General features: G+C 66.0%; 21 protein-coding genes and 1 tRNA gene. 15 read left to right on the forward strand and 7 right to left on the reverse strand.

Annotation, left to right across the window (positions count from 1 at the left end):
* Positions 1 to 2 precede the first annotated feature (2 nt).
* From ACAG21_RS18950 to ACAG21_RS18960, 3 genes are read right to left on the reverse strand one after another with little or no spacing between them, the layout of a single operon-like run.
* Entirely contained in the window at positions 3 to 761 is a 759-nt protein-coding gene (locus ACAG21_RS18950) for an SDR family NAD(P)-dependent oxidoreductase (RefSeq protein WP_370497785.1), read from the reverse strand.
* A gap of 1 nt (position 762) precedes the next feature.
* On the reverse strand, positions 763 to 1,809 hold the full coding sequence (locus ACAG21_RS18955; RefSeq protein WP_370497786.1) for a phosphotransferase family protein: 1,047 nt from the start codon (positions 1,807 to 1,809) through the stop codon (positions 763 to 765).
* A 51-nt stretch (positions 1,810 to 1,860) separates the two neighbouring features.
* Positions 1,861 to 2,520, reverse strand: a complete 660-nt coding sequence (locus ACAG21_RS18960) for a class I SAM-dependent methyltransferase (RefSeq protein ID WP_370497787.1) — start codon at positions 2,518 to 2,520, stop codon at positions 1,861 to 1,863.
* A gap of 110 nt (positions 2,521 to 2,630) precedes the next feature.
* On the opposite strand from ACAG21_RS18960, the gene ACAG21_RS18965 reads away from it, so the two are divergent.
* Positions 2,631 to 3,239 (forward strand): histidine phosphatase family protein, encoded by a 609-nt coding sequence (locus ACAG21_RS18965; RefSeq protein WP_370497788.1) that lies wholly within the window; start codon positions 2,631 to 2,633, stop codon positions 3,237 to 3,239.
* Positions 3,240 to 3,248: 9 nt separating this feature from the next.
* Complete coding sequence (locus tag ACAG21_RS18970) at positions 3,249 to 4,295, forward strand: phosphotransferase family protein (RefSeq protein WP_370497789.1); 1,047 nt, start codon at positions 3,249 to 3,251, stop codon at positions 4,293 to 4,295.
* On the opposite strand, the gene ACAG21_RS18975 is transcribed toward ACAG21_RS18970, so the two are convergent.
* Positions 4,292 to 4,699, reverse strand: coding sequence for a lipopolysaccharide assembly LapA domain-containing protein (locus ACAG21_RS18975; RefSeq protein ID WP_370497790.1), 408 nt, complete (start codon positions 4,697 to 4,699; stop codon positions 4,292 to 4,294). The two genes, ACAG21_RS18970 and ACAG21_RS18975, sit on opposite strands and share 4 nt — an antisense overlap.
* Before the next feature lie 103 nt (positions 4,700 to 4,802).
* Between ACAG21_RS18975 and ACAG21_RS18980 the strand changes: the two genes are divergently transcribed.
* Genes ACAG21_RS18980 through ACAG21_RS19000 form a run of 5 tightly spaced genes read left to right on the forward strand, consistent with a single transcriptional unit; the run spans position 4,803 to position 8,895 of the window.
* Complete coding sequence (locus ACAG21_RS18980) at positions 4,803 to 5,750, forward strand: ABC transporter substrate-binding protein (RefSeq protein ID WP_370497791.1); 948 nt, start codon at positions 4,803 to 4,805, stop codon at positions 5,748 to 5,750.
* 22 nt (positions 5,751 to 5,772) lie between these two features.
* Positions 5,773 to 6,864: an ABC transporter ATP-binding protein gene (locus ACAG21_RS18985; RefSeq protein WP_370497792.1), complete on the forward strand. Its 1,092-nt coding sequence runs from the start codon at positions 5,773 to 5,775 to the stop codon at positions 6,862 to 6,864.
* Positions 6,865 to 6,866: 2 nt separating this feature from the next.
* Positions 6,867 to 7,553 carry an ABC transporter permease gene (locus tag ACAG21_RS18990; protein WP_370497793.1) on the forward strand — a complete coding sequence of 229 codons (687 nt, stop codon included), beginning with the start codon at positions 6,867 to 6,869 and terminating at the stop codon, positions 7,551 to 7,553.
* Positions 7,550 to 8,293 (forward strand): ABC transporter permease, encoded by a 744-nt coding sequence (locus ACAG21_RS18995; RefSeq protein ID WP_370497794.1) that lies wholly within the window; start codon positions 7,550 to 7,552, stop codon positions 8,291 to 8,293. The genes ACAG21_RS18990 and ACAG21_RS18995 overlap by 4 nt, the downstream gene beginning before the upstream one ends.
* Before the next feature lie 47 nt (positions 8,294 to 8,340).
* The gene (locus tag ACAG21_RS19000; protein WP_370497836.1) at positions 8,341 to 8,895 is read left to right on the forward strand and encodes a putative glycolipid-binding domain-containing protein; all 555 of its coding nucleotides are present in this window, start codon (positions 8,341 to 8,343) and stop codon (positions 8,893 to 8,895) included.
* Here the strand turns inward: ACAG21_RS19000 and ACAG21_RS19005 are convergent.
* The gene (locus ACAG21_RS19005) at positions 8,858 to 9,802 is read right to left on the reverse strand and encodes a prephenate dehydrogenase (RefSeq protein WP_370497837.1); all 945 of its coding nucleotides are present in this window, start codon (positions 9,800 to 9,802) and stop codon (positions 8,858 to 8,860) included. The two genes, ACAG21_RS19000 and ACAG21_RS19005, sit on opposite strands and share 38 nt — an antisense overlap.
* A gap of 143 nt (positions 9,803 to 9,945) precedes the next feature.
* Between ACAG21_RS19005 and ACAG21_RS19010 the strand changes: the two genes are divergently transcribed.
* The 8 genes from ACAG21_RS19010 to ACAG21_RS19045 all read left to right on the forward strand — a co-directional run bounded on the left by ACAG21_RS19010 (position 9,946) and on the right by ACAG21_RS19045 (position 16,330).
* Positions 9,946 to 10,467 carry a tRNA adenosine deaminase-associated protein gene (locus ACAG21_RS19010; protein WP_370497795.1) on the forward strand — a complete coding sequence of 174 codons (522 nt, stop codon included), beginning with the start codon at positions 9,946 to 9,948 and terminating at the stop codon, positions 10,465 to 10,467.
* Positions 10,468 to 10,483: 16 nt separating this feature from the next.
* On the forward strand, positions 10,484 to 10,942 hold the full coding sequence (locus tag ACAG21_RS19015) for a nucleoside deaminase (RefSeq protein WP_370497796.1): 459 nt from the start codon (positions 10,484 to 10,486) through the stop codon (positions 10,940 to 10,942).
* Positions 10,943 to 10,971: 29 nt separating this feature from the next.
* Positions 10,972 to 11,061, forward strand: a tRNA-Ser gene (locus ACAG21_RS19020).
* Positions 11,062 to 11,278: 217 nt separating this feature from the next.
* Positions 11,279 to 12,352, forward strand: a complete 1,074-nt coding sequence (locus ACAG21_RS19025) for a GGDEF domain-containing protein (RefSeq protein ID WP_370497838.1) — start codon at positions 11,279 to 11,281, stop codon at positions 12,350 to 12,352.
* A 154-nt stretch (positions 12,353 to 12,506) separates the two neighbouring features.
* Entirely contained in the window at positions 12,507 to 13,148 is a 642-nt protein-coding gene (locus tag ACAG21_RS19030; protein ID WP_370497797.1) for a TetR/AcrR family transcriptional regulator, read from the forward strand.
* A 41-nt stretch (positions 13,149 to 13,189) separates the two neighbouring features.
* Positions 13,190 to 13,957: an SDR family NAD(P)-dependent oxidoreductase gene (locus ACAG21_RS19035; protein WP_370497798.1), complete on the forward strand. Its 768-nt coding sequence runs from the start codon at positions 13,190 to 13,192 to the stop codon at positions 13,955 to 13,957.
* A gap of 120 nt (positions 13,958 to 14,077) precedes the next feature.
* Complete coding sequence (locus ACAG21_RS19040) at positions 14,078 to 15,181, forward strand: nitronate monooxygenase (RefSeq protein WP_370497799.1); 1,104 nt, start codon at positions 14,078 to 14,080, stop codon at positions 15,179 to 15,181.
* 57 nt (positions 15,182 to 15,238) lie between these two features.
* Positions 15,239 to 16,330, forward strand: a complete 1,092-nt coding sequence (locus tag ACAG21_RS19045) for a Rieske 2Fe-2S domain-containing protein (RefSeq protein WP_370497839.1) — start codon at positions 15,239 to 15,241, stop codon at positions 16,328 to 16,330.
* A 10-nt stretch (positions 16,331 to 16,340) separates the two neighbouring features.
* On the opposite strand, the gene ACAG21_RS19050 is transcribed toward ACAG21_RS19045, so the two are convergent.
* Both ACAG21_RS19050 and ACAG21_RS19055 read right to left on the reverse strand, forming a co-directional pair.
* A complete protein-coding gene (locus tag ACAG21_RS19050) occupies positions 16,341 to 17,471 on the reverse strand; it encodes a cellulase family glycosylhydrolase (protein ID WP_370497800.1) in 1,131 nt (376 codons plus the stop codon).
* Positions 17,472 to 17,566: 95 nt separating this feature from the next.
* A complete protein-coding gene (locus ACAG21_RS19055; RefSeq protein WP_370497801.1) occupies positions 17,567 to 18,091 on the reverse strand; it encodes an NINE protein in 525 nt (174 codons plus the stop codon).
* Positions 18,092 to 18,120 lie beyond the last annotated feature (29 nt).

Consider the following 18,120-nt stretch of genomic DNA (forward strand, 5'->3'; position numbering starts at 1 on the left):
TTTTAAGGGATTCCGCCGTCGGTCCGCAGAATCGAACCGGTGGTGAAACTGGACGCGTCGGACGCCAAGAACAATGCCGCACCGACTACCTCACGCGGGTCGCCGGCGCGCTTCAGGTGCAGGTGGCCGAAATTGTCGTTCCCGGACAGATCCCACGCCTTGCTGACGTCGGTCAGGTACGGCCCGGCCATCAGCGTGTTGACCCGTACGGTCGGACCGAACGCCTGTGCCAGTCCTTCGGTCATCGCGTTGAGCCCCGCCTTGGCGGCCGCGTACGGGATGATGCCGCCGTTGGGCCGCAGCGAGCCGGTGGAGCTGACGTTGATGATCGACCCGCCGCCGGCGGCCATCATTCGTTCACCCACCAACGCCGACAACCGGAACGGCCCTTTGAGATTCAGGTTCACCACCGCGTCGAACAGCTTCTCGGTGACGTCGCTCAGCTTGTCGTACAGCGGCGACATGCCCGCGTTGTTGATCAGGGTGTCGACCTTGCCGAACTGCTCGTAGGCGGCGTCGACCAGGCCGTCGAGCTGGTCCCAACGTCCGACGTGCACGCCGTAGGGCATCGCGGACCGTCCGGTCTCGGCCGCGACCTCTGCGGCCACCGCTTCGCAGTTCGCGAAGTTCCGGCTGGCGATCACCACGTCCGCGCCACAGTGTGCGACGGCGAACGCCATCTCCCGCCCGAGTCCACGGCTACCGCCGGTGATCAGCACTACGCGATCGGTGAGGTCGAAAAGCTGGTCGGCGTAACCCATTTCAGCGGCACCTGGTCGGCAGGCTGCGCGCCATCTCGGCCGCCGTCGCGATGAGCGTGAGGATCATCGGACCGAACGCGTTGGTGATCTTGGGGTCGACCTTTCCGGTCCGCACGCCGGCGGCGTACGTCTTTTCCAGCACGATGCCCAGCTTCCAGTTGGCCAGCACCAGGTAGTAGTCGATGTTCTCGGTGGAAAGCCCGCTGACCTTTTCGTAGTGGCTCAGCAACTCGCCGCGCTTCGGCATCCCGCTCATGTCCAGGTAAAACCCGTCGCCCTTGGGGTTTTCGCCGTCGTAACCCAGCAGGCACCAGGCCAGATCGAGCAGCGGATCGCCGACCGTGGTCATCTCCCAGTCCACGATCGCAGCGAGCTGAGGCTGACTGCCGTGCGCGAACATCACGTTGGCGAACTGGTAGTCGCCGTGCATGATGCCCGGCTGGTACTCCGCGGGCCGGTTGCGGCGCAACCAATCGGCGGCCTCGTTCAGGCCGGGCAGCTCGCGCACTTGGTAAGCGTCGAGGAATGCCAGCCATCGATCGACCTGCCGATCGTGGAAACCGTCCGGGCGCCCGAAGCCCTCGAGTCCTTGGCCGCGCCAGTCGACCCGGCCCAGCTTGGCGGCGCCTTCGACGAGTTCGAATGCCAGGCCGCGGCGCGCGTCGAGGTCGGTGTCGAACGGTGGCTGCCAGCCGCCGTCCATCGGGCTCCATCCGTCGATTGCCTGCATCACGTAGAACGGCATGCCCAGCACGGTGCCGCTGTCGTCGGCGGCGATCAGCTCCGCGTGCGGCACGTCGGTGCCGGACAGCGCCCGCACCAGCCTGATCTCGCGCAGCAGGCCGTCGATGCGTGCGGCGTCCGCGCGGGCCCCGGGCATGCGCAGCACCATGCGCTCGCCGCCCCGCCGAATCAGATACAGCGTGTTCTGCGAACCGCCTTTGAGCTGCTCCAGAAGCGGTTCTTCACCGCTTCCGGGAGCGTCATTGGCGTCGAGCCATCGTCCCAGCACACCCGGGTCCAGTGGGGTTTCACCGGCAGTCGTCATTGTCCGCACACCTCACTCTCTGCGTGGAGAATAGCATTCTCCACGCAGCCGTTAGTCCCGCTTGTACGCGCTGAGCAAGAAGCCGCTCGCGATGAAGTGCCCGTCCTCGTCGTGTTCGATGTTCGGCAGGTCGGCGTCGAGCGCGGCCTCATTGCCGTAGAGCTTCGCGGGACGGACCCCATCGACCTCCCATACCGTCGAGACGACGTCACGCAGTTCGCCCTCGGTGAACCCACGCGGACCTGGCCGGTCGTCGGATGCGCCGAGCGCGCCAGCGGCGAAGGCCAGGATGTAGAGCGCCGCGCCGGGTGCGGCGGCCCGCGAGATCGACTGCAGATAGCCGGGCCGTCCCTCGGGCAGCAGGGCGTGGAACAGGCCGCTGTCGAGGATGGTGGAGAAGCGGCCGTCATAGCCGCCGAAATTGGTGACGTCGGCCTGCGCGAAAGTCACTGTTGTCAAACCTTGTTCGGCGGCGGCCGCGGTGGCCGCGCCGATCGCGGTCGCGCTGGCATCCAGCCCGACGACGGTGTAGCCGCGCTTGGCCAGGGCCAGCGCTAGGGCGGCGTGGCCGCAGCCGGAGTCCAGCACGTCGCTGCGGATCTTGCCCTGATCGATGAGCGCCGCCAACTCGGGCTGCGGCCGGCCGATGCTCCACGGCGGTGGTGATTCTTGCCGGTAGGCGGCGTCCCAATCGATGCGCGGCTGGGTCATCTGTCCTCCTCGCGAGATGGTGCCTCCCTTGCAGATTAGGCGGCGGCCGCGCTCCGGGGTGGCAGGCGATGAGAAACTGCGAACAAGCCACCAAGACGACAGGGAGAAACATGCAAGTGCTTCTGGTCCGGCATGCGTTGCCGCTGCGCAGCGAACACGGCCAGGGTTCGGACCCGGACCTTTCGGAAGAAGGGGTGGCACAGATCGCGCGCCTGCCCGAGGCGCTCGCCAGGTTTCCGATCTCCCGGGTGATCAGCAGCCCGCAGCGGCGTGCCATCCAGACCGCCGAACCGGTCGCGGCGGCCCGGCAGCTGTCGGTCGAGATCGACGATCGCTTCGCCGAATACGATCGCGACCTTCCGCTGTACATCCCGGTCGAGCAGATCCGTGCGGAAAACCCGAAGGAGTGGGAGCGGCTGGCGCAGGGCCACTTACCCAGTGCGGTCGACGAAGACGCGTTCCGTGCGCGGATCCGGGCGGCGATCGACGACCTCGTCGCGTCCGCCGAGCCCGAGGACACCGTCGCCGTGTTCAGCCACGGCGGGGTGATCAACCTCTTGCTGCACGAAATCCTAGGCACGAAGCGGCTGTTGTCGTTTCCGGTCGACTACGCATCGGTGACCCGATTGCTGTATTCGCGGACCGGTCAGGCGACCGTGGCGGGGGTCAACGGCGTCGAACACGTGTGGGACCTGTTGCCGCGCAATCAGCGATGGTAAACAAGTTCGGTGACTTCGGCTGATCGACTCGACGGGTTGGACCTGCCCGCGCTGGACCGGTATCTGCGTTCGCTCGGTATCGAGCGCGACGGCGAGCTGCGCGGAGATTTCATCTCCGGCGGCCGCTCCAATCTCACGTTCCGGGTCTACGACGACAAAACGAACTGGCTGGTGCGGCGCCCACCGCTACACGGGCTGACCCCGTCGGCGCACGACATGGCGCGCGAGTACAAAGTGGTGGCGGCACTGCAGGACACGCCCGTCCCGGTGGCACGCGCGATCGCGCTGTGCGAGGACGACTCCGTGCTGGGCGCGCCGTTCCAGATCGTCGAGTTTGTCGCCGGGCAGGTTGTCCGCCGCCGCGCTCAACTCGAAGCCTTCAACCACACCGTGATCGACAAATGCGTCGACTCGTTGGTCCGGGTACTTGTCGACTTGCACAATGTCGATCCGAATGCGGTGGGACTGGCCGATTTCGGCAAGCCCAGCGGTTATCTGGAGCGCCAAGTGCGTCGTTGGGGCTCGCAATGGGAACTGGTGCGGCTGCCCGACGACCACCGCGACTCCGACGTCGAAAAATTGCATTCCGGTCTGCAGCAAGCGATTCCGCCGCAGACCCGTACTTCGATCGTGCACGGTGACTACCGGATCGACAACACCATCCTGGACGCCGACGACCCGACGCGGGTGCGTGCCGTGGTGGACTGGGAGCTTTCGACGTTGGGGGATCCGCTGTCCGACGCGGCCCTGATGTGTGTGTACCGGGATCCGGCTCTGGATCTGATCGTCAACGCGCAAGCCGCCTGGACGTCGCCGCTGCTGCCGACGGCCGACGAGCTGGCCGACCGGTACTCGCTTGTCTCCGGATTGCCGTTGGCGCATTGGGAGTTCTACATGGCGCTGGCGTACTTCAAGCTCGCCATCATCGCCGCCGGCATCGACTTCCGCCGGCGCATGGCGGATCAGGCCAGCGGCAAAGACTCCGAGCACATGCCCGAAGTGGTTGCGCCGTTGATCTCTCGTGGACTCGCGGAACTGGACAAGCTGCCGGGTTAGTCGCGCACAGCCGCCGCGTGATGCTTCTTGGCCGCGCGACGCAGCTGCAGAATCCGTGCGGTGCCGACGGCAACCGTGAGCAGGCCGCCAACCACCGCCGCCAGCAGGATGGCCACGCCTAGCGGCAGGCTCCAATGCCAGACCAAGAACTGAAACGGCGTCGATGTCGTGTTCTGCGTGATGAAGATCAGCAACAGGATCAGGATCAGGAAGCCCGCGATCAGTGCGGACCACAGCGCGCCGGCGCGGGTGAACCCGATGGCCGGTTCTTTGGGGTGCGTGACCGCATGGGGCGGTTTCGCGCCGGGAGGCGCTGGGGGAGGCACAGGGGCGGGCTCGGCGGGATGCGCCGCAGTGGGCTTAGGCGGCGGGTTACCCGGCAAGCCAGGGTCGGTGCTGCTCATAGATTCATCTTTGTCCCATCCCGGCGAGAATGAAACCAAACCGCGCAAACCGCCTGCTGCATGGCCACAGCGGCAGGCTTGTTATGCCGTTACTGTCAGCGGTATGAGGATGCTGCGGCGCCTGCACCGCTTGTTCATCCCCGCGGCAGCGTGCCTCGTGGTCGGCTGCCTCGTCGCGTCGTGCAGCAATTCCGATCCGCTGGCGCCGGAGGCGCGCAGCATAAAATCCATCGTGATCGGGTCCGCCGACTTCCCGGAATCTCAGATCATTGCCGAGATTTATGCACAAACGTTGCAGGCCAACGGTTTCGACGTGGGACGGCGGATGGGAATCGGCAGCCGCGAGACGTATATCCCCGCACTCAAAGACCATTCCATCGACTTGGTACCCGAATACGTCGGCAATCTGCTGCGCTACTTCGCGCCCGACTCGACCGCGACCATGCTCGACGCCGTGGAATTGGAGCTTTATCAGAAATTGCCGGGTGACCTGTCGGTTCTGACCCCGTCGCCGGCGTCGGATACCGACACAGTGACCGTCACGGGCGCAACGGCCGCCGCGTGGAACCTCAAAACCATCGGCGACCTGGCCGCGCACTCGCCGGAGGTGAAATTCGGTGCGCCCTCGGCCTTCGAGAACCGGTCGTCCGGCCTGCCCGGGCTACGGCAGAAATACTCGCTCAACATCAGTCCCGGCAACTTCATCGCGATCAACGACGGTGGCGGCGCGGTGACAGTACGCGCGCTGGTGGAGGGAAAGGTGAACGCGGCCAACATCTTCACCACCTCGCCGGCAATTGCGCAGAACCATCTGGCAGTGCTGGCCGACCCCGAGCACAACTTCGTGGCCGGCAACATTGTGCCGCTGGTGAATTCGCAGAAGAAGTCCGATCGGCTCAAGAACGTCCTGGATGCGGTCTCGGCCAAGCTGACCACCGAGGGTCTCGCCGGTCTCAACGCGGCCGTGGCGGGCAACTCCGGCATAGATCCTGACCAAGCTGCACGAAATTGGGTGCGGGACAACGGCTTCAACCATCCGATTACGCAATGACGACCGACGAGGGGGTAGGACGGTGATCGTCTTCGACGATGTCTGCAAGACATTCGCCGACGGCACCACCGCCGTCCATCGGCTGAGTTTGGTGGTTCCCAACGGCGAGCTGACGGTGTTCGTCGGTTCCTCCGGGAGCGGCAAGACCACCGCGCTGCGCATGATCAACCGAATGGTCGAGCCGACGTCGGGCACCATTACCGTCGACGGCCAGGACGTCCGGGGCGTCAACCCGGTGCAGCTGCGGCTCGGAATCGGTTACGTGATCCAGCACGCCGGGCTGATGCCGCATCAGCGGGTGATCGACAACGTCGCGACCGTGCCCGTGCTGCGGGGGCAATCGCGCCGGGATGCCCGCAAGGCGGCCTACGAGGTGTTAGAACGCGTCGGGCTGGACGCCAAACTTGCCAACCGTTATCCCGCGCAACTCTCCGGCGGCGAACAACAACGCGTCGGCGTGGCACGCGCATTGGCCGCCGATCCGCCAATCCTGTTGATGGACGAGCCATTCTCGGCCGTCGACCCCGTGGTTCGTCTCGAACTGCAGAACGAAATACTGCGTCTGCAAAGCGAACTGCACAAGACGATCGTGTTTGTCACGCACGACATCGACGAGGCGCTCAAACTCGCCGACCGGGTCGCGATCTTTGGCCGCGGCGGCGCACTGCAGCAGTACGACGAACCCACCCAACTACTTTCACGGCCGGCCAACGATTTCGTGTCGAAATTCATCGGCCTGGGCCGCGGCTACCGGTGGCTGCAGCTGATCGAGGCGAATGGCCTGCCGCTGCACGCCGTCGACACGCTCCCGGTCAGTGGTCTCACCGATCGTCGGCTGACCGGGTGGGCGGTGGTGGTCGACGACGACGGCCGTCCGCTGGGCTGGATCGACGGCGAGGGCCTGCGACGCCACGGCTCAGGCGCGTCGTTGACCGACAGCATGAGCGGTATCAGTGCCTTGTTCCGGCCCGGCGGCAATCTCAGCCACGCACTGGACGCGGCATTGTCGTCGCCGTCGACGGTGGGGATCGCCGTCGACGGGCAAGGCAAGGTCATCGGCGGTGTGTTGGCTGCCGACGTACTGGCCGCGGTCGAATCGCAGCGGCGGATCTGACCATGCATTATCTGCTCACCCATCTCGGCGACGCCTGGACGCTGACGGTGATCCATCTGCGGTTGTCGTTGGTACCGGTGCTGATTGGGCTGTTGATCGCGGTCCCGCTGGGGGTGCTGGTCCAGCGTGCACCGATTGCGCGGCGGCTGACGACGGCGACCGCCAGTGTGGTGTTCACCGTGCCGTCGCTGGCGTTGTTCGTGGCCCTGCCGGTGCTTATCGGAACCCGAATCCTGGACGAGGCCAACGTCCTCGTCGCGCTCACCGCGTACACCGCCGCGCTGATGGTGCGCGCGGTGCTCGAGGCCTTGGACGCGGTGCCGGCTCAGGTCCGCGACGCCGCCACCGCTGTCGGCTACTCCTCCGTCAAACGGATCCTGAAAGTTGAGCTGCCGCTGTCGATCCCGGTCATGATCGCGGGGTTGCGGGTGGTCGTGGTGACCAATATCGCGATGGTGTCGGTCGGTTCGGTGATCGGCATCGGCGGCCTGGGCACCTGGTTCACCGAGGGGTATCAGACCGACAAGAGCGATCAGATCCTGGCCGGCATCATCGCGCTGTTCGTACTGGCCGTCGTGATCGACATGTCGATCGTGCTGGCCGGCCGGCTCGCCACCCCCTGGTCCCACGCGGGTGCGGTCACGCGCCGGCGGTCCGTGGTAGCTCCCGTCGTCGGTGGTGCACGATGAACTTCGTCCAGCAAGCGGTGTCCTATCTGCTGACCGTCGACAACTGGACCGGTCCGGTCGGCCTCGCGGCGCGCATCTTGGAGCACCTGGAGTACACCGCCCTGGCGGTGGGCGCATCGGCGTTGATCGCGATCCCGATCGGGATGGTCATCGGGCACACGGGCCGCGGCACGCTGCTGGTGGTGGGTGCGGTCAACGGGCTGCGCTCATTGCCGACACTCGGCGTGCTGCTGCTGGGTGTGTTGATGTTCGGCCTCGGCCTCGGGCCGCCGCTGGTTGCCCTGATGCTGCTCGGTGTGCCGTCGCTGCTGGCCGGCACCTACGCGGGGATCGCCAACGTCGACCCGGTGGTGGTCGACGCCGCCCGGGCGATGGGCATGACGGAGGCCCAGGTGCTGCTGCGCGTCGAGACGCCCAACGCGATGCCGCTGATTCTCGGCGGGCTGCGTAACGCAACCCTGCAGGTCGTTGCCACCGCGACGGTGGCCGCTTATGCCAGTCTCGGTGGGCTTGGCCGCTACCTGATCGACGGCATCAAAGAACGCGAATTTCAACTCGCCTTGGTCGGCGCGGTGATGGTGGCCGGGCTCGCGCTGATCCTCGACGGCCTGCTGGCAATCGCGGTCTGGGTTTCGGTGCCCGGCACCGGCCGATTGCGCAGGCCTCACCGTCGAATCGATGTGACGGCGGACCCAGTTGCCGACCAGCCTGCCGCGGCGGGTGGGCACGTCTTACGGTAGGGAGTGTGAACAGCCCCTCTGACCCGGCCGGCAGTGTCTGGCCCGCAATGCTGACCTGGCGCGCACCGGACATCTCGCGCATGGAATCGGTGCGAGTACAGGTGTCCGGCAAGCGGATTAGAGCGGCCGGACGTATCGTGGCCGCGGCTACCGCGACGAACCCGGCATTCGGGGCTTTCTACGAAGTGCAGACCGACGAAACCGGAGCAACGAAGAGGTTCGGGCTGACGATCACCCTGGCCGAGCGGGAGCGCCAGCTTGCCATCTCCCGCGACGAAGAGAACATGTGGATGGTCACCGACCACCAGGGCGAGCGTCGTGAGGGGTACAACGGCGCACTCGACGTCGACGTCGTATTCAGCCCGTTCTTCAACGCGTTGCCCATCCGGCGGCTGGGGCTGCACGAGCGGGCCGAAACCATCACGCTGCCGGTGGTCTACGTCAACGTGCCGGACATGACCGTCACCCCGGCCACGGTGAGTTACGCCAGTTCCGGCGGCGGTGAAGGCATCAAACTGCATTCACCGGTCGCCGACACCACGGTGAGCGTCGATGCCGACGGGTTCATCGTGGACTATCCCGGATTGGCAGAGCGGATCTGATCACCCCGCCCGCCCGGCCGGCGGCGGCCAGCTCTTGGCGCCAGCCGTCCGCGCCGATCGTGACGGTGAAGATGTCGGAGCGTGGGAAGCGGTCGTAGCGCGTTCGCGCGGCATGTCCCGCCTCGACGAGTTCGGCCACCGAGTTGTCCCAATCGAGCGAGTCGCGGGCACGGCTGAGCAAGTCCATTACCCGGTCGACCGCCGTGAGCAGATGGGCGGTGTTGCCTTCGCACATCGCGCGCACCAGGTCCGGCGCGCTGCCCGCCACCCTGGTGCCGTCCCGGAAGGACCCGGCGGCCAGTGCGAAGGCCAGCGGCACCTCCGCGGCCGTCACCGCCAGCGCCTCGGCGAGCAGGTGCGGCAGATGCGAGATGGCGGCCGCCGCGGCGTCGTGTTCGTCGGATCTGGCCGGCACCACGACCGCCCCGCAATCCAGCGCCAGCGTCATCACCATCCACCAGACGACCGGGTCCACGTGGTCGTCGACGCTGACCACCCACGGTGCCGCGGTGAACAATCCGGCATGGCCGGCCGCCCACCCCGAGCTCTCGGTGCCCGTCATCGGGTGGCCGCCGACAAAACGGTCCTGCAGACCGGCCGCGACCACCTCGTCGAGCACCGCCGCTTTGACGCTGGTGACGTCCGTGAGGGGGCATTTCGGGGCCAGGTCGGCGACGTGGGCGAGCATCGCCGGCAGGGCGGGCATCGGGACCGCCAGCACGATCATGGCCCCGGTATCGGCAGCGCGCGTCAACGTGTCGGCGAGCTCGGTCGATGCGGCAAAGCCGTCGGCGAGTGCGCCGCGCGCGCCCTCTACCGAACGGTTGTAGCCGAACACGTCCCGGCCGGCTGCCGCGGCCGCGCGCATGAGCGAACCGCCGATAAGCCCCAACCCGAGGACACACACCGGGGGCTTGTTCCCGGTCCCAGTCGCCGTCCACGACACAGACCTAGGTTGGCACAGTCGGATCGACAACGGCGCCTGGAGGTCCCCTTGCTGGTCTGCGCTGTCTGGTCAAGCCGCCTGGTCAGCGACTAGCGTAGGCGCCCATGGGACGAGAGCGGGTCGCAACGCAAGGCCCGTCCGTGGATACACCGGACGGCTTTGGCGTGGCCGTTGTGCGCGAAGAGGGCCAATGGCGGTGTTCTGTGATGGCCCCCAATTCGCTGACGAGTCTGGCTGCGGCCGAGACAGAGCTGCGTGAACTGCGCAGTGCGGGCGCGGTCTTTGGTCTTCTCGACATCGACGACGAGTTCTTCGTCATCGTGCGCCCGGCGCCGTCGGGAACCCGGTTGTTGCTGTCGGACGCCACGGCCGCATTGGATTACGACATTGCCGCCGAGGTTCTGGACAGCCTGGACGCCGACATCGATCCCGAGGACCTCGAGGACTCGGAACCGTTCGAAGAAGGCGATCTCGGGCTGCTGTCCGATATCGGCCTGCCCGAGGCCGTTCTCGGTGTCATCCTCGACGAATCCGACCTCTACGCCGATGAGCAGTTGGGCCGCATCGCTCGCGAGATGGGCTTTGCCGACCAGCTGTCGGCGGTGATCGACCGCCTCGGTCGGTGATCGACCGCCTGGTTCGGTGAGGACTGACGAAGAGCTGATCCGTGCCGCGCTGGCGGCCGCCGCAACGGCCGGCCCTCGCGATGTGCCGATCGGTGCGGTGATTGTCGGCGCCGACGGAACCGAACTGGCCCGCGCGGTGAATGCCCGTGAGGCCCTTGGTGATCCGACGGCGCACGCGGAAGTCTTGGCGATCCGCGCAGCGGCCACCGTGCTGGGCGATGGGTGGCGGCTGGAGGGAGCCACGCTGGCGGTCACCGTCGAACCGTGCACGATGTGCGCGGGAGCGCTGGTGCTGGCGCGTGTCGCGCGGCTGGTGTTCGGCGCGTGGGAGCCCAAGACCGGTGCGGTCGGGTCGTTGTGGGACGTGGTCCGCGACCGTCGGCTCAATCACCGCCCCGAGGTGCGTGGCGGTGTGCTCGCCGCGGAGTGCGCCGCGCCGCTGGAGGAGTTCTTCGCCCGCCAGCGATTGGGGTGAGTGGCTCCTGGTTCTGTAAGCTGCTCGGCGGTGGCGTGTCCGAGCGGCCTAAGGAGCACGCCTCGAAAGCGTGTGACGGCTAAAACCGTCCGAGGGTTCAAATCCCTCCGCCACCGCCAACAGCTTCCCGCGAAGAATCGCGTGATTGCCAGCACCACGAAGCCTCGACCCGCCGCCGCGCCCGGTTGGCACGTTGCCAGCGCGGCTATCCACTGCGGATTTCCCGGCGATTCGAGGCATTTGTAACCCGCAATCGTATTTACTGTGACCCAACTCACTCGGCGGTGGCCGGCCGCGTAGTTCGCGGGGCTAGTGAGGTGCGGGAGGGGCAGGATGATGACGCGGCTGGCGACGTGGTGGGAGCAGGACCACCATTTCGATTGGCTGACCGACTATTTGCAGTCGCACGGGCTGGGTTCCAACACACGCAAGCTGCTGGCTGCGGTCGCGGGCTCGTTGGTGCTCGTGCCGGCCAACGTGTGGTTGGGTCCGACCTTGCCGTTGCGGCCCGTAGCGATGGCTTATTCGATCTTGGCCGCGGCGATCGGGCTGGGCATGGCCTCGATGTGGTTGCGCGGGTGGCCCACCCGGCGGCAATCCCTTTTGTTCATTCTGACCGGCAGTGTGATCATCGGCCTCGGCTGCATTTGGCAGCCCCAGCCGCTGGTCGGGCTGATGGCATGCTCGGCCATGGCGGTCCCCGGCGGTTACCTCGCGTTCTTCCATACCGCTAAGTACATGGCCCTGAATTTCGGCCTGGCCTGTGCCATTGCGACGGTGGAAGCGGTGCGTTTAGCCGCCGCGGGGGAAGCGATGCTGGCGTTCACCGGCTGCTTTCTGGTCCTCGAACTCAATGCGGTCGTCCCCCTGGCCATCCAGATCGTCGTGCGCGCACTCTCGGTTGACTTATTGCGTGCCAACCGCGACCCGTTGACCGGCCTGCTGAATCGGCGCGCCTGCGATCGGGAGATTGTGGGGCGGATGATCGGCGGCGCCAACCACACGTTTTTGATGGTGGCGATGATCGACCTGGACCGGTTCAAAACCCTCAACGACACTCACGGACACGCCGCCGGTGATGAGGCGCTCGTCGCGGTTGCGGGCGCATTGAACGCAGCCTGCAGCGACGCCGCCATCGTCGGGCGCGTCGGTGGTGAAGAATTCTTGATCGCCGAGATCGTGACGGCAGAACAGCGACCCGAGTGGGGTCTGTACCTCTGTGACGCCGTGGCCGCAATCGACGACCCCGTGACCGCGAGCGTCGGAATCGCCGCCCTGGCGTTGCGCGACCTGCTCACCGATCATGCCGACGAAGCGTTTCGCCAAGTGGTCGCTCACGCCGACAACGCCATGTATGAAGCCAAACGACGCGGGGGCAATCAAACTCGTCACCACGAGGTCGCGGTCTGAGTCGGCGCCGAAATCGCATGGCGTCCAGTTCGATTGCCCGCCTGATCAATTCACCGTGTGCTGGTGGTAGACCGACGACTTGTTCGGCCATCAAGCTCTGGCGTCGGACAACGGTTCCAACCCTCGGCAACCGGTCAGTGGGTATGGTTCGACGATGACGCCGAGCGGCGCAGCACGAGAGCGGCGGGACACGTCGGCCATCCGAACCGACGAGTCCGACGCGGCGCGTGGGCGCCCGCGCGACATGCAGCGTCGCGCCGCGGTCATCTCGGCCACCCGGGAACTGTTGATCGCCAACGGCTATGAAGAAATCACGTTGGCCGGCGTCGCGCGTCATGCCGGGGTCTCGCGACCGTTCGTCTACGAACACTGGGGCAGCAAGTTCGCGCTGGTCGAGGACGCCATCCTTTCCGTCCCCGGCGAATATCCCGCAATCGACGAACTCCCGTTCGCCGATGCATTGACCAGCCTGATCAGCGGCATGGTCCGCGTTCAGTCGGATCCTGCCTATTTGGCGGGCATGCCGGGAGTCGCGACCGTGCTCTACAGCCGGCCCGACTTGGTTGAACAGGTCGAAGCGCGTTACATGGCCCCGGTCCGGGCGATGTGGGTCCGACTGATCGAACGCGGAAAGGCCGAGGGTCTGGTGCGGTCGGACGTCGACGGGAGTGCGCTGATGGACACCATGCGCGGTGCGGTCACGCTGCACACCTCGGTGAACAAGGCGCTCGGCGAGGCCGAACTGATCGCGCATCTGAAGTCGTTGATCCTGCACGGGATCGGCGTGCGCGAGTGACTCTCGCCTAGTTTTCTTACACGATGTAAGGTAATGGCGCCATGAAATCGCTGCACGCACTCTTCGACCTCACCGGTCGTACCGCCATCGTCACCGGCGGCACCCGCGGCATCGGGCTGGCCATCGCCGAGGGATTGGTCGAGTGCGGTGCCAATGTGGTTGTCGCCAGCCGAAAGGCCGATGCCTGTGCCGCGGCGGCCGACAAGCTGCAGGCGCTCGGCGGTGGTCGGGCCGTCGGCGTGCCGACACACGTGGGCGACCTGGACGCCATCGGCCGTCTCGTCGACGCCACCGCCGCGGAGTTCGGTGGGATCGACATGGTGGTCAACAACGCCGCCAATGCCCTGTCGCTGCCACTTGGTGAGTTCACCCCGCACGCGTGGTCCAAGTCGTTCTCGGTCAACCTGCAAGGTCCGGTCTTCTTGGTCCAGGCGGCGCTGCCGCACCTGCGCCAAAGTGAGCACGCGTCGATCCTCAACATCGTCTCTGCCGGTGCCTTCATCTATTCGCCTGCGACGTCGATGTATTCGGCGGCCAAGGCCGCGATGGTGTCGTTCACCCGGTCTATGGCCGCAGAGTTCGCGTCGCAGGGCATTCGGGTCAACGCCTTGGCGCCCGGATCGGTCGACACCGATATGGTGCGGGCCAACACGCCGGAGTTCATCGAGGTGATGAAGGCATCCGCGTTGCTGAAGCGGCTCGCCGACGCCTCCGAGATGGTGCCTCCCGCACTGCTATTGCTCTCCGACGCTGGGAGTTTCATCACCGGGCAGACCATCATCGCCGACGGCGGCATGGTGGCCAGGTAGGAGCCGATCGTGACCGACACCCTCAGCGCGACGCGTGAAGCTAACAGGCAGACACTGCGGCGGGCGATGGACGGCACCGCTCGTTGGAACCCGCTGTGACTCAGAAAGGCGACTGAAAGTATGGCGAATTCCCTCTGTGAGCGTCTCGGCATCGAGTTCCCGCTATTTGCGTTCTCCCACTGCCGCGACGTGGTCGCCGAGGTCAGCAAGGCCGGCGGATACGGGGTGCTGGGCGCGTTGGCCTACAACGCCGAGCGCCTCGAGGTCGAGCTGTCCTGGATCGACGAGCACGTCGGCGGCCGGCCCTATGGGGTGGATTTCGCGATGCCGGAAAAGTTCGTCGGCAAGGGCGAGCCCTTCAGCCTCGATGCGTTGCGTGAGCTGATTCCGGCCAGCCACACCGAACACATGGAGAAGGTGCTCGCCAACCACGGCGTGCCTGCGCTGCCGGAGGACGCCGAGCGGCGGGTGATCGCCGCCGGCCTCGGGGTGGAGGCCGAGGGGCCGGGGCAGGTAGAGGTCGCGCTGCGTCACCCGGTGTCGATGATTGTCAACGCGCTTGGCCCGCCACCGGCCTACGCCATCACGGCCGCCCACGAAAAGGGGGTATTGGTAGGCGCTTTGAGCGGTTCGCCGCGGCACGCTCGGCGTAACGTCGATGCGGGAGTCGACGTGATCATCGCCCAGGGCGGCGAGGCCGGGGGACACACCGGGGAGATCGCCACGATGGTGCTGGTGCCCGCGGTCGTCGACGAGGTCGGGCCGGACATCCCCGTGTTGGCCGCCGGCGGCATCGGTAACGGCCGGCAGATGGCGGCCGCGATGGCCCTTGGCGCACAAGGGGCTTGGACCGGATCGCTGTGGCTGACGGTCGCCGAGGCGTCGACGGAGCCGTGGGTGGTCGAGAACCTGTTGAAGGCCGGGTACTCCGACACGGTGCGTTCGCGCGCGATGACCGGCAAGCCGGCCCGTCAGATCCGTACCGAATGGACCGAGGCATGGGAAGGCCCCGACAATCCCGAACCACTGCCAATGCCGTTGCAGGGCATCGTATATGCGGATGCATCGGCGCGGTTCATGCGGGCGCGCTCGAGTGCGTTGTCGGGCTCGCCGGCGGGGCAGATCGTGGGGTCGATCAACAAGGTACGGCGCTCCCGCGACGTGGTTCTCGACATCGTCGAGGAATACCTCGCCACGGTGCGGCGACTGGCAGAAGACGGCTGAGGAGGAATCGCTGTGGTTGGCAACGACGACGTCCGGGACATCGACACCGGCGTACCCATGGCGCGCTTCGCCCGCGGCTGGCACTGCATCGGCTTGGCCGAAGACTTCCGCGACGGAAAACCCCACGCGATCAACGCATTCGGGACGCGTCTGGTGGTGTTTGCCGACGCGGCCGGCGATGTGCACGTCCTCGACGCGTACTGCCGCCACATGGGCGGCGACCTGTCCCAGGGGACCGTCAAGGGCGATTCGGTAGCCTGCCCGTTTCACGACTGGCGCTGGCAGGGCTCGACCGGGCGCTGCTCATTGGTGCCCTACGCCAAGCGCACACCCCGATTGGCGCGGACGCGGCGGTGGCCCACCGGAGAGGTCAACGGCCAATTGCTCGTCTGGCACGATCCCGAGGGGTCGACGCCGGCGCCGGAGCTGTTCCCGCCGACGATCGACGGGTACGCCGATGGGCAGTGGTCCCCGTGGTCGTGGAACTCGATCCTCATCGAGGGATCACACTGCCGCGAGATCGTCGACAACAACGTCGACATGGCCCACTTCTTCTACATCCACCACGCGTACCCGACGTTCTTCAAGAACATCATCGAAGGCCACACGGCAACCCAGATCATGGAGTCCAAGGCCCGGCCCGATACCACCAAGAACTACGAGAAGCTCTGGGAGGGAACGAAACTTCGCTCGGAGGCAACGTATTTCGGCCCCGCCTACATGATCAACTGGTTGCACAACGACGTGGCGCCGGACTTCACGATCGAAGTCGCGCTGATCAACTGCCACTATCCGGTCACGCACAACTCATTCGTGCTGCAGTGGGGCGTGGCCGTTCAGGAACTTCCCGGCTTGCCGGCAGACAAGGCGGCCAAGCTCGCCGCCGCGATGAGTCGATCGTTCGGCGAGGGCTTCCTCGAAGACGTCGAGATCTGGAAGCACAAGACACGCATCGAGAATCCGTTGCTCACCGAGGAGGATGGCGCGGTGTATCAGCACCGGCGCTGGTACGAGCAGTTCTACGTCGATGCCGCCGACGTCACCGCGGAGATGACCGACCGCTTCGAAATCGAGGTGGATACCAACCACGCCAACAAGTCTTGGCAGCGTGAGGTTGCGGAGAACCTCGCGGCGACGGTGCGGCAATAGTGACGTCGGGCTAGCCCAGGCCGCCGGTCAACCCCCGAGCCGCCTGCATTTCGGTCGGCCGGTATGGGCGGCCATCGGGTAACAGCAGGTCGTGGAACCACAGTTTCGGGGGTGCCGTGTAGGGGTGGTTCCACGAGTCCCACGGAAAATAGGTCTGGGTTTTGCCCGCCACCAAACCCCAGTTGAATGCACCGACGTTGTGTCGCTTGGCAATTGGCAGGATCGTTTCCAGGGTGCTGCCTTGGGACCGAGCCATGTACTCGGTGCACAGGATCGGTCGCCCCAGCGGCGTCAGTTCGTTGATCTTTGACTCGAACTCGGCCGGTTTGCCGTAGTTGTGGAAGGTGATCACGTCGGCGTTGTCGAGTTGGATGGCACTGATCGCACTGCGGCTTCCCGGGTCTCCCCAGGATCCCTGCCACACACCGCTGGTCAACGGCTGGGCGGGGTCAACCGCCCGCGCCCACCGGAACACCTGAGGAAGCAGGTCGGCCACCCGCTGCAACTTGTCTGCGCGCTCGACCTTGCGGTACTCCTTGGCGGGATTGTCGGGTTCGTTCCACAGGTCCCACCCCAAAACCCGGTCGTCATTACGGAACTGGCTCAACACTCCTGTGACGTAGTCCTGCATGACCGGGACGTAGCGGGGATCGCCGAGGCGCTCGGCGCCCGGGCTCTGCACCCAGCCGGAGTTGTGCACTCCCGGTACCGGTGCGTGTTGCGGGCCGGCCTTGGGCAGCGGGTCCCAACAGGAGTCGAACAAGACGAAGAGCGGCTTGATGCCATGGCGCGACGCGATTCCGACAAACTGGCCCAGACGGCTTTGGAAGCCCTGGCGGTCTGTCGCCCACAACTGATCGTGAAGGAAGACCCGCATGGTGTTGAAACCGAGTGTGCGGGCCACGCCCAGCTCACCGTCAATGCGTTGTGGGTCAAACGTTCCCGGCTGAAACATCTCTAGCTGATTGATCGCGGTTGACGGGATGTAGTTCGCGCCGACAAGCCAACCTTGTGCGCGATACCACGCGTTGGCACGGTCCGGCGACCACCGTGTTGCCTCCGCAAAAGCGCGCGGCGCTTGGGTCAGCGCCGCACCCGCTGCCAGCATCAGGGGCAACTTCAGGGCCGTTCGGCGGTTCACGAAGTGACACTAGATTTCCCTTGTCGCACAGGCGGTTCGACGCGCCGATTGCAATCTATTGAGATGGCAATTGTGACCTGATCGTGATCTGTGAACTAGCGAAGCCTGCGACCGTAGTTGTCTTTCACGCTGCCGGTGAACATCATGATCGCATCGACGATGGCCCACACGACGCTGCCGATGAGGACCGCCAATGCGATAAAGCAGAACAGGCTGAGGACGAGTCCGACGAGGCCGAGTATCAGCTGCGCAACCGCGATCTGGGTCGAGTCGATGTAGAAGCGGCCGATGCCGAACACCCCGAAGAAAAGCTGCAACAACCCTGCCGTGGTACCGGACTTGTCGGACAGCGGGACGCCCGTGGCGGGATCACGCCCGAACGGCGCTTGGGGATCAACCCCTGGATACCCGCCATAGCCCGGATATGGCTGCTGAGGTGGGTAGCCAGGCTGTGGCGGCGGGTAACCGGGCTGCGGCGGTACATAGCCGGGTTGCGGTGGGTAACCGGGATAACCCGACTGCGGTGATATCGGCGGGCCCGGGGGCGGCACGTAGCCGGGCGGCTGCCAGCCCTCGGGCGGCGGGCCGGCGGGAAAACCGGGCGGGTTGGGCGTCGACATCGCCTGAGTTAACCCTGCCGCGGCGGGTG

Source organism: Mycobacterium sp. pR1184 (assembly GCF_041287235.1).
GTDB lineage: Bacteria > Actinomycetota > Actinomycetes > Mycobacteriales > Mycobacteriaceae > Mycobacterium.

Excerpts from the sequence above, each read along its gene's own strand:
- ACAG21_RS18950 (WP_370497785.1), bottom strand. The coding sequence starts at position 761 with ATGGGTTACGCCGACCAGCTTTTCGACCTCACCGATCGCGTAGTGCTG.
- ACAG21_RS18955 (WP_370497786.1), bottom strand. The coding sequence starts at position 1,809 with ATGACGACTGCCGGTGAAACCCCACTGGACCCGGGTGTGCTGGGACGA.
- ACAG21_RS18960 (WP_370497787.1), bottom strand. The coding sequence starts at position 2,520 with ATGACCCAGCCGCGCATCGATTGGGACGCCGCCTACCGGCAAGAATCA.
- ACAG21_RS18965 (WP_370497788.1), top strand. The coding sequence starts at position 2,631 with ATGCAAGTGCTTCTGGTCCGGCATGCGTTGCCGCTGCGCAGCGAACAC.
- ACAG21_RS18975 (WP_370497790.1), bottom strand. The coding sequence starts at position 4,699 with ATGAGCAGCACCGACCCTGGCTTGCCGGGTAACCCGCCGCCTAAGCCC.
- ACAG21_RS18980 (WP_370497791.1), top strand. The coding sequence starts at position 4,803 with ATGAGGATGCTGCGGCGCCTGCACCGCTTGTTCATCCCCGCGGCAGCG.
- ACAG21_RS18990 (WP_370497793.1), top strand. The coding sequence starts at position 6,867 with ATGCATTATCTGCTCACCCATCTCGGCGACGCCTGGACGCTGACGGTG.
- ACAG21_RS18995 (WP_370497794.1), top strand. The coding sequence starts at position 7,550 with ATGAACTTCGTCCAGCAAGCGGTGTCCTATCTGCTGACCGTCGACAAC.
- ACAG21_RS19000 (WP_370497836.1), top strand. The coding sequence starts at position 8,341 with ATGCTGACCTGGCGCGCACCGGACATCTCGCGCATGGAATCGGTGCGA.
- ACAG21_RS19010 (WP_370497795.1), top strand. The coding sequence starts at position 9,946 with ATGGGACGAGAGCGGGTCGCAACGCAAGGCCCGTCCGTGGATACACCG.
- ACAG21_RS19025 (WP_370497838.1), top strand. The coding sequence starts at position 11,279 with ATGACGCGGCTGGCGACGTGGTGGGAGCAGGACCACCATTTCGATTGG.
- ACAG21_RS19030 (WP_370497797.1), top strand. The coding sequence starts at position 12,507 with ATGACGCCGAGCGGCGCAGCACGAGAGCGGCGGGACACGTCGGCCATC.
- ACAG21_RS19035 (WP_370497798.1), top strand. The coding sequence starts at position 13,190 with ATGAAATCGCTGCACGCACTCTTCGACCTCACCGGTCGTACCGCCATC.
- ACAG21_RS19040 (WP_370497799.1), top strand. The coding sequence starts at position 14,078 with ATGGCGAATTCCCTCTGTGAGCGTCTCGGCATCGAGTTCCCGCTATTT.
- ACAG21_RS19045 (WP_370497839.1), top strand. The coding sequence starts at position 15,239 with ATGGCGCGCTTCGCCCGCGGCTGGCACTGCATCGGCTTGGCCGAAGAC.
- ACAG21_RS19055 (WP_370497801.1), bottom strand. The coding sequence starts at position 18,091 with ATGTCGACGCCCAACCCGCCCGGTTTTCCCGCCGGCCCGCCGCCCGAG.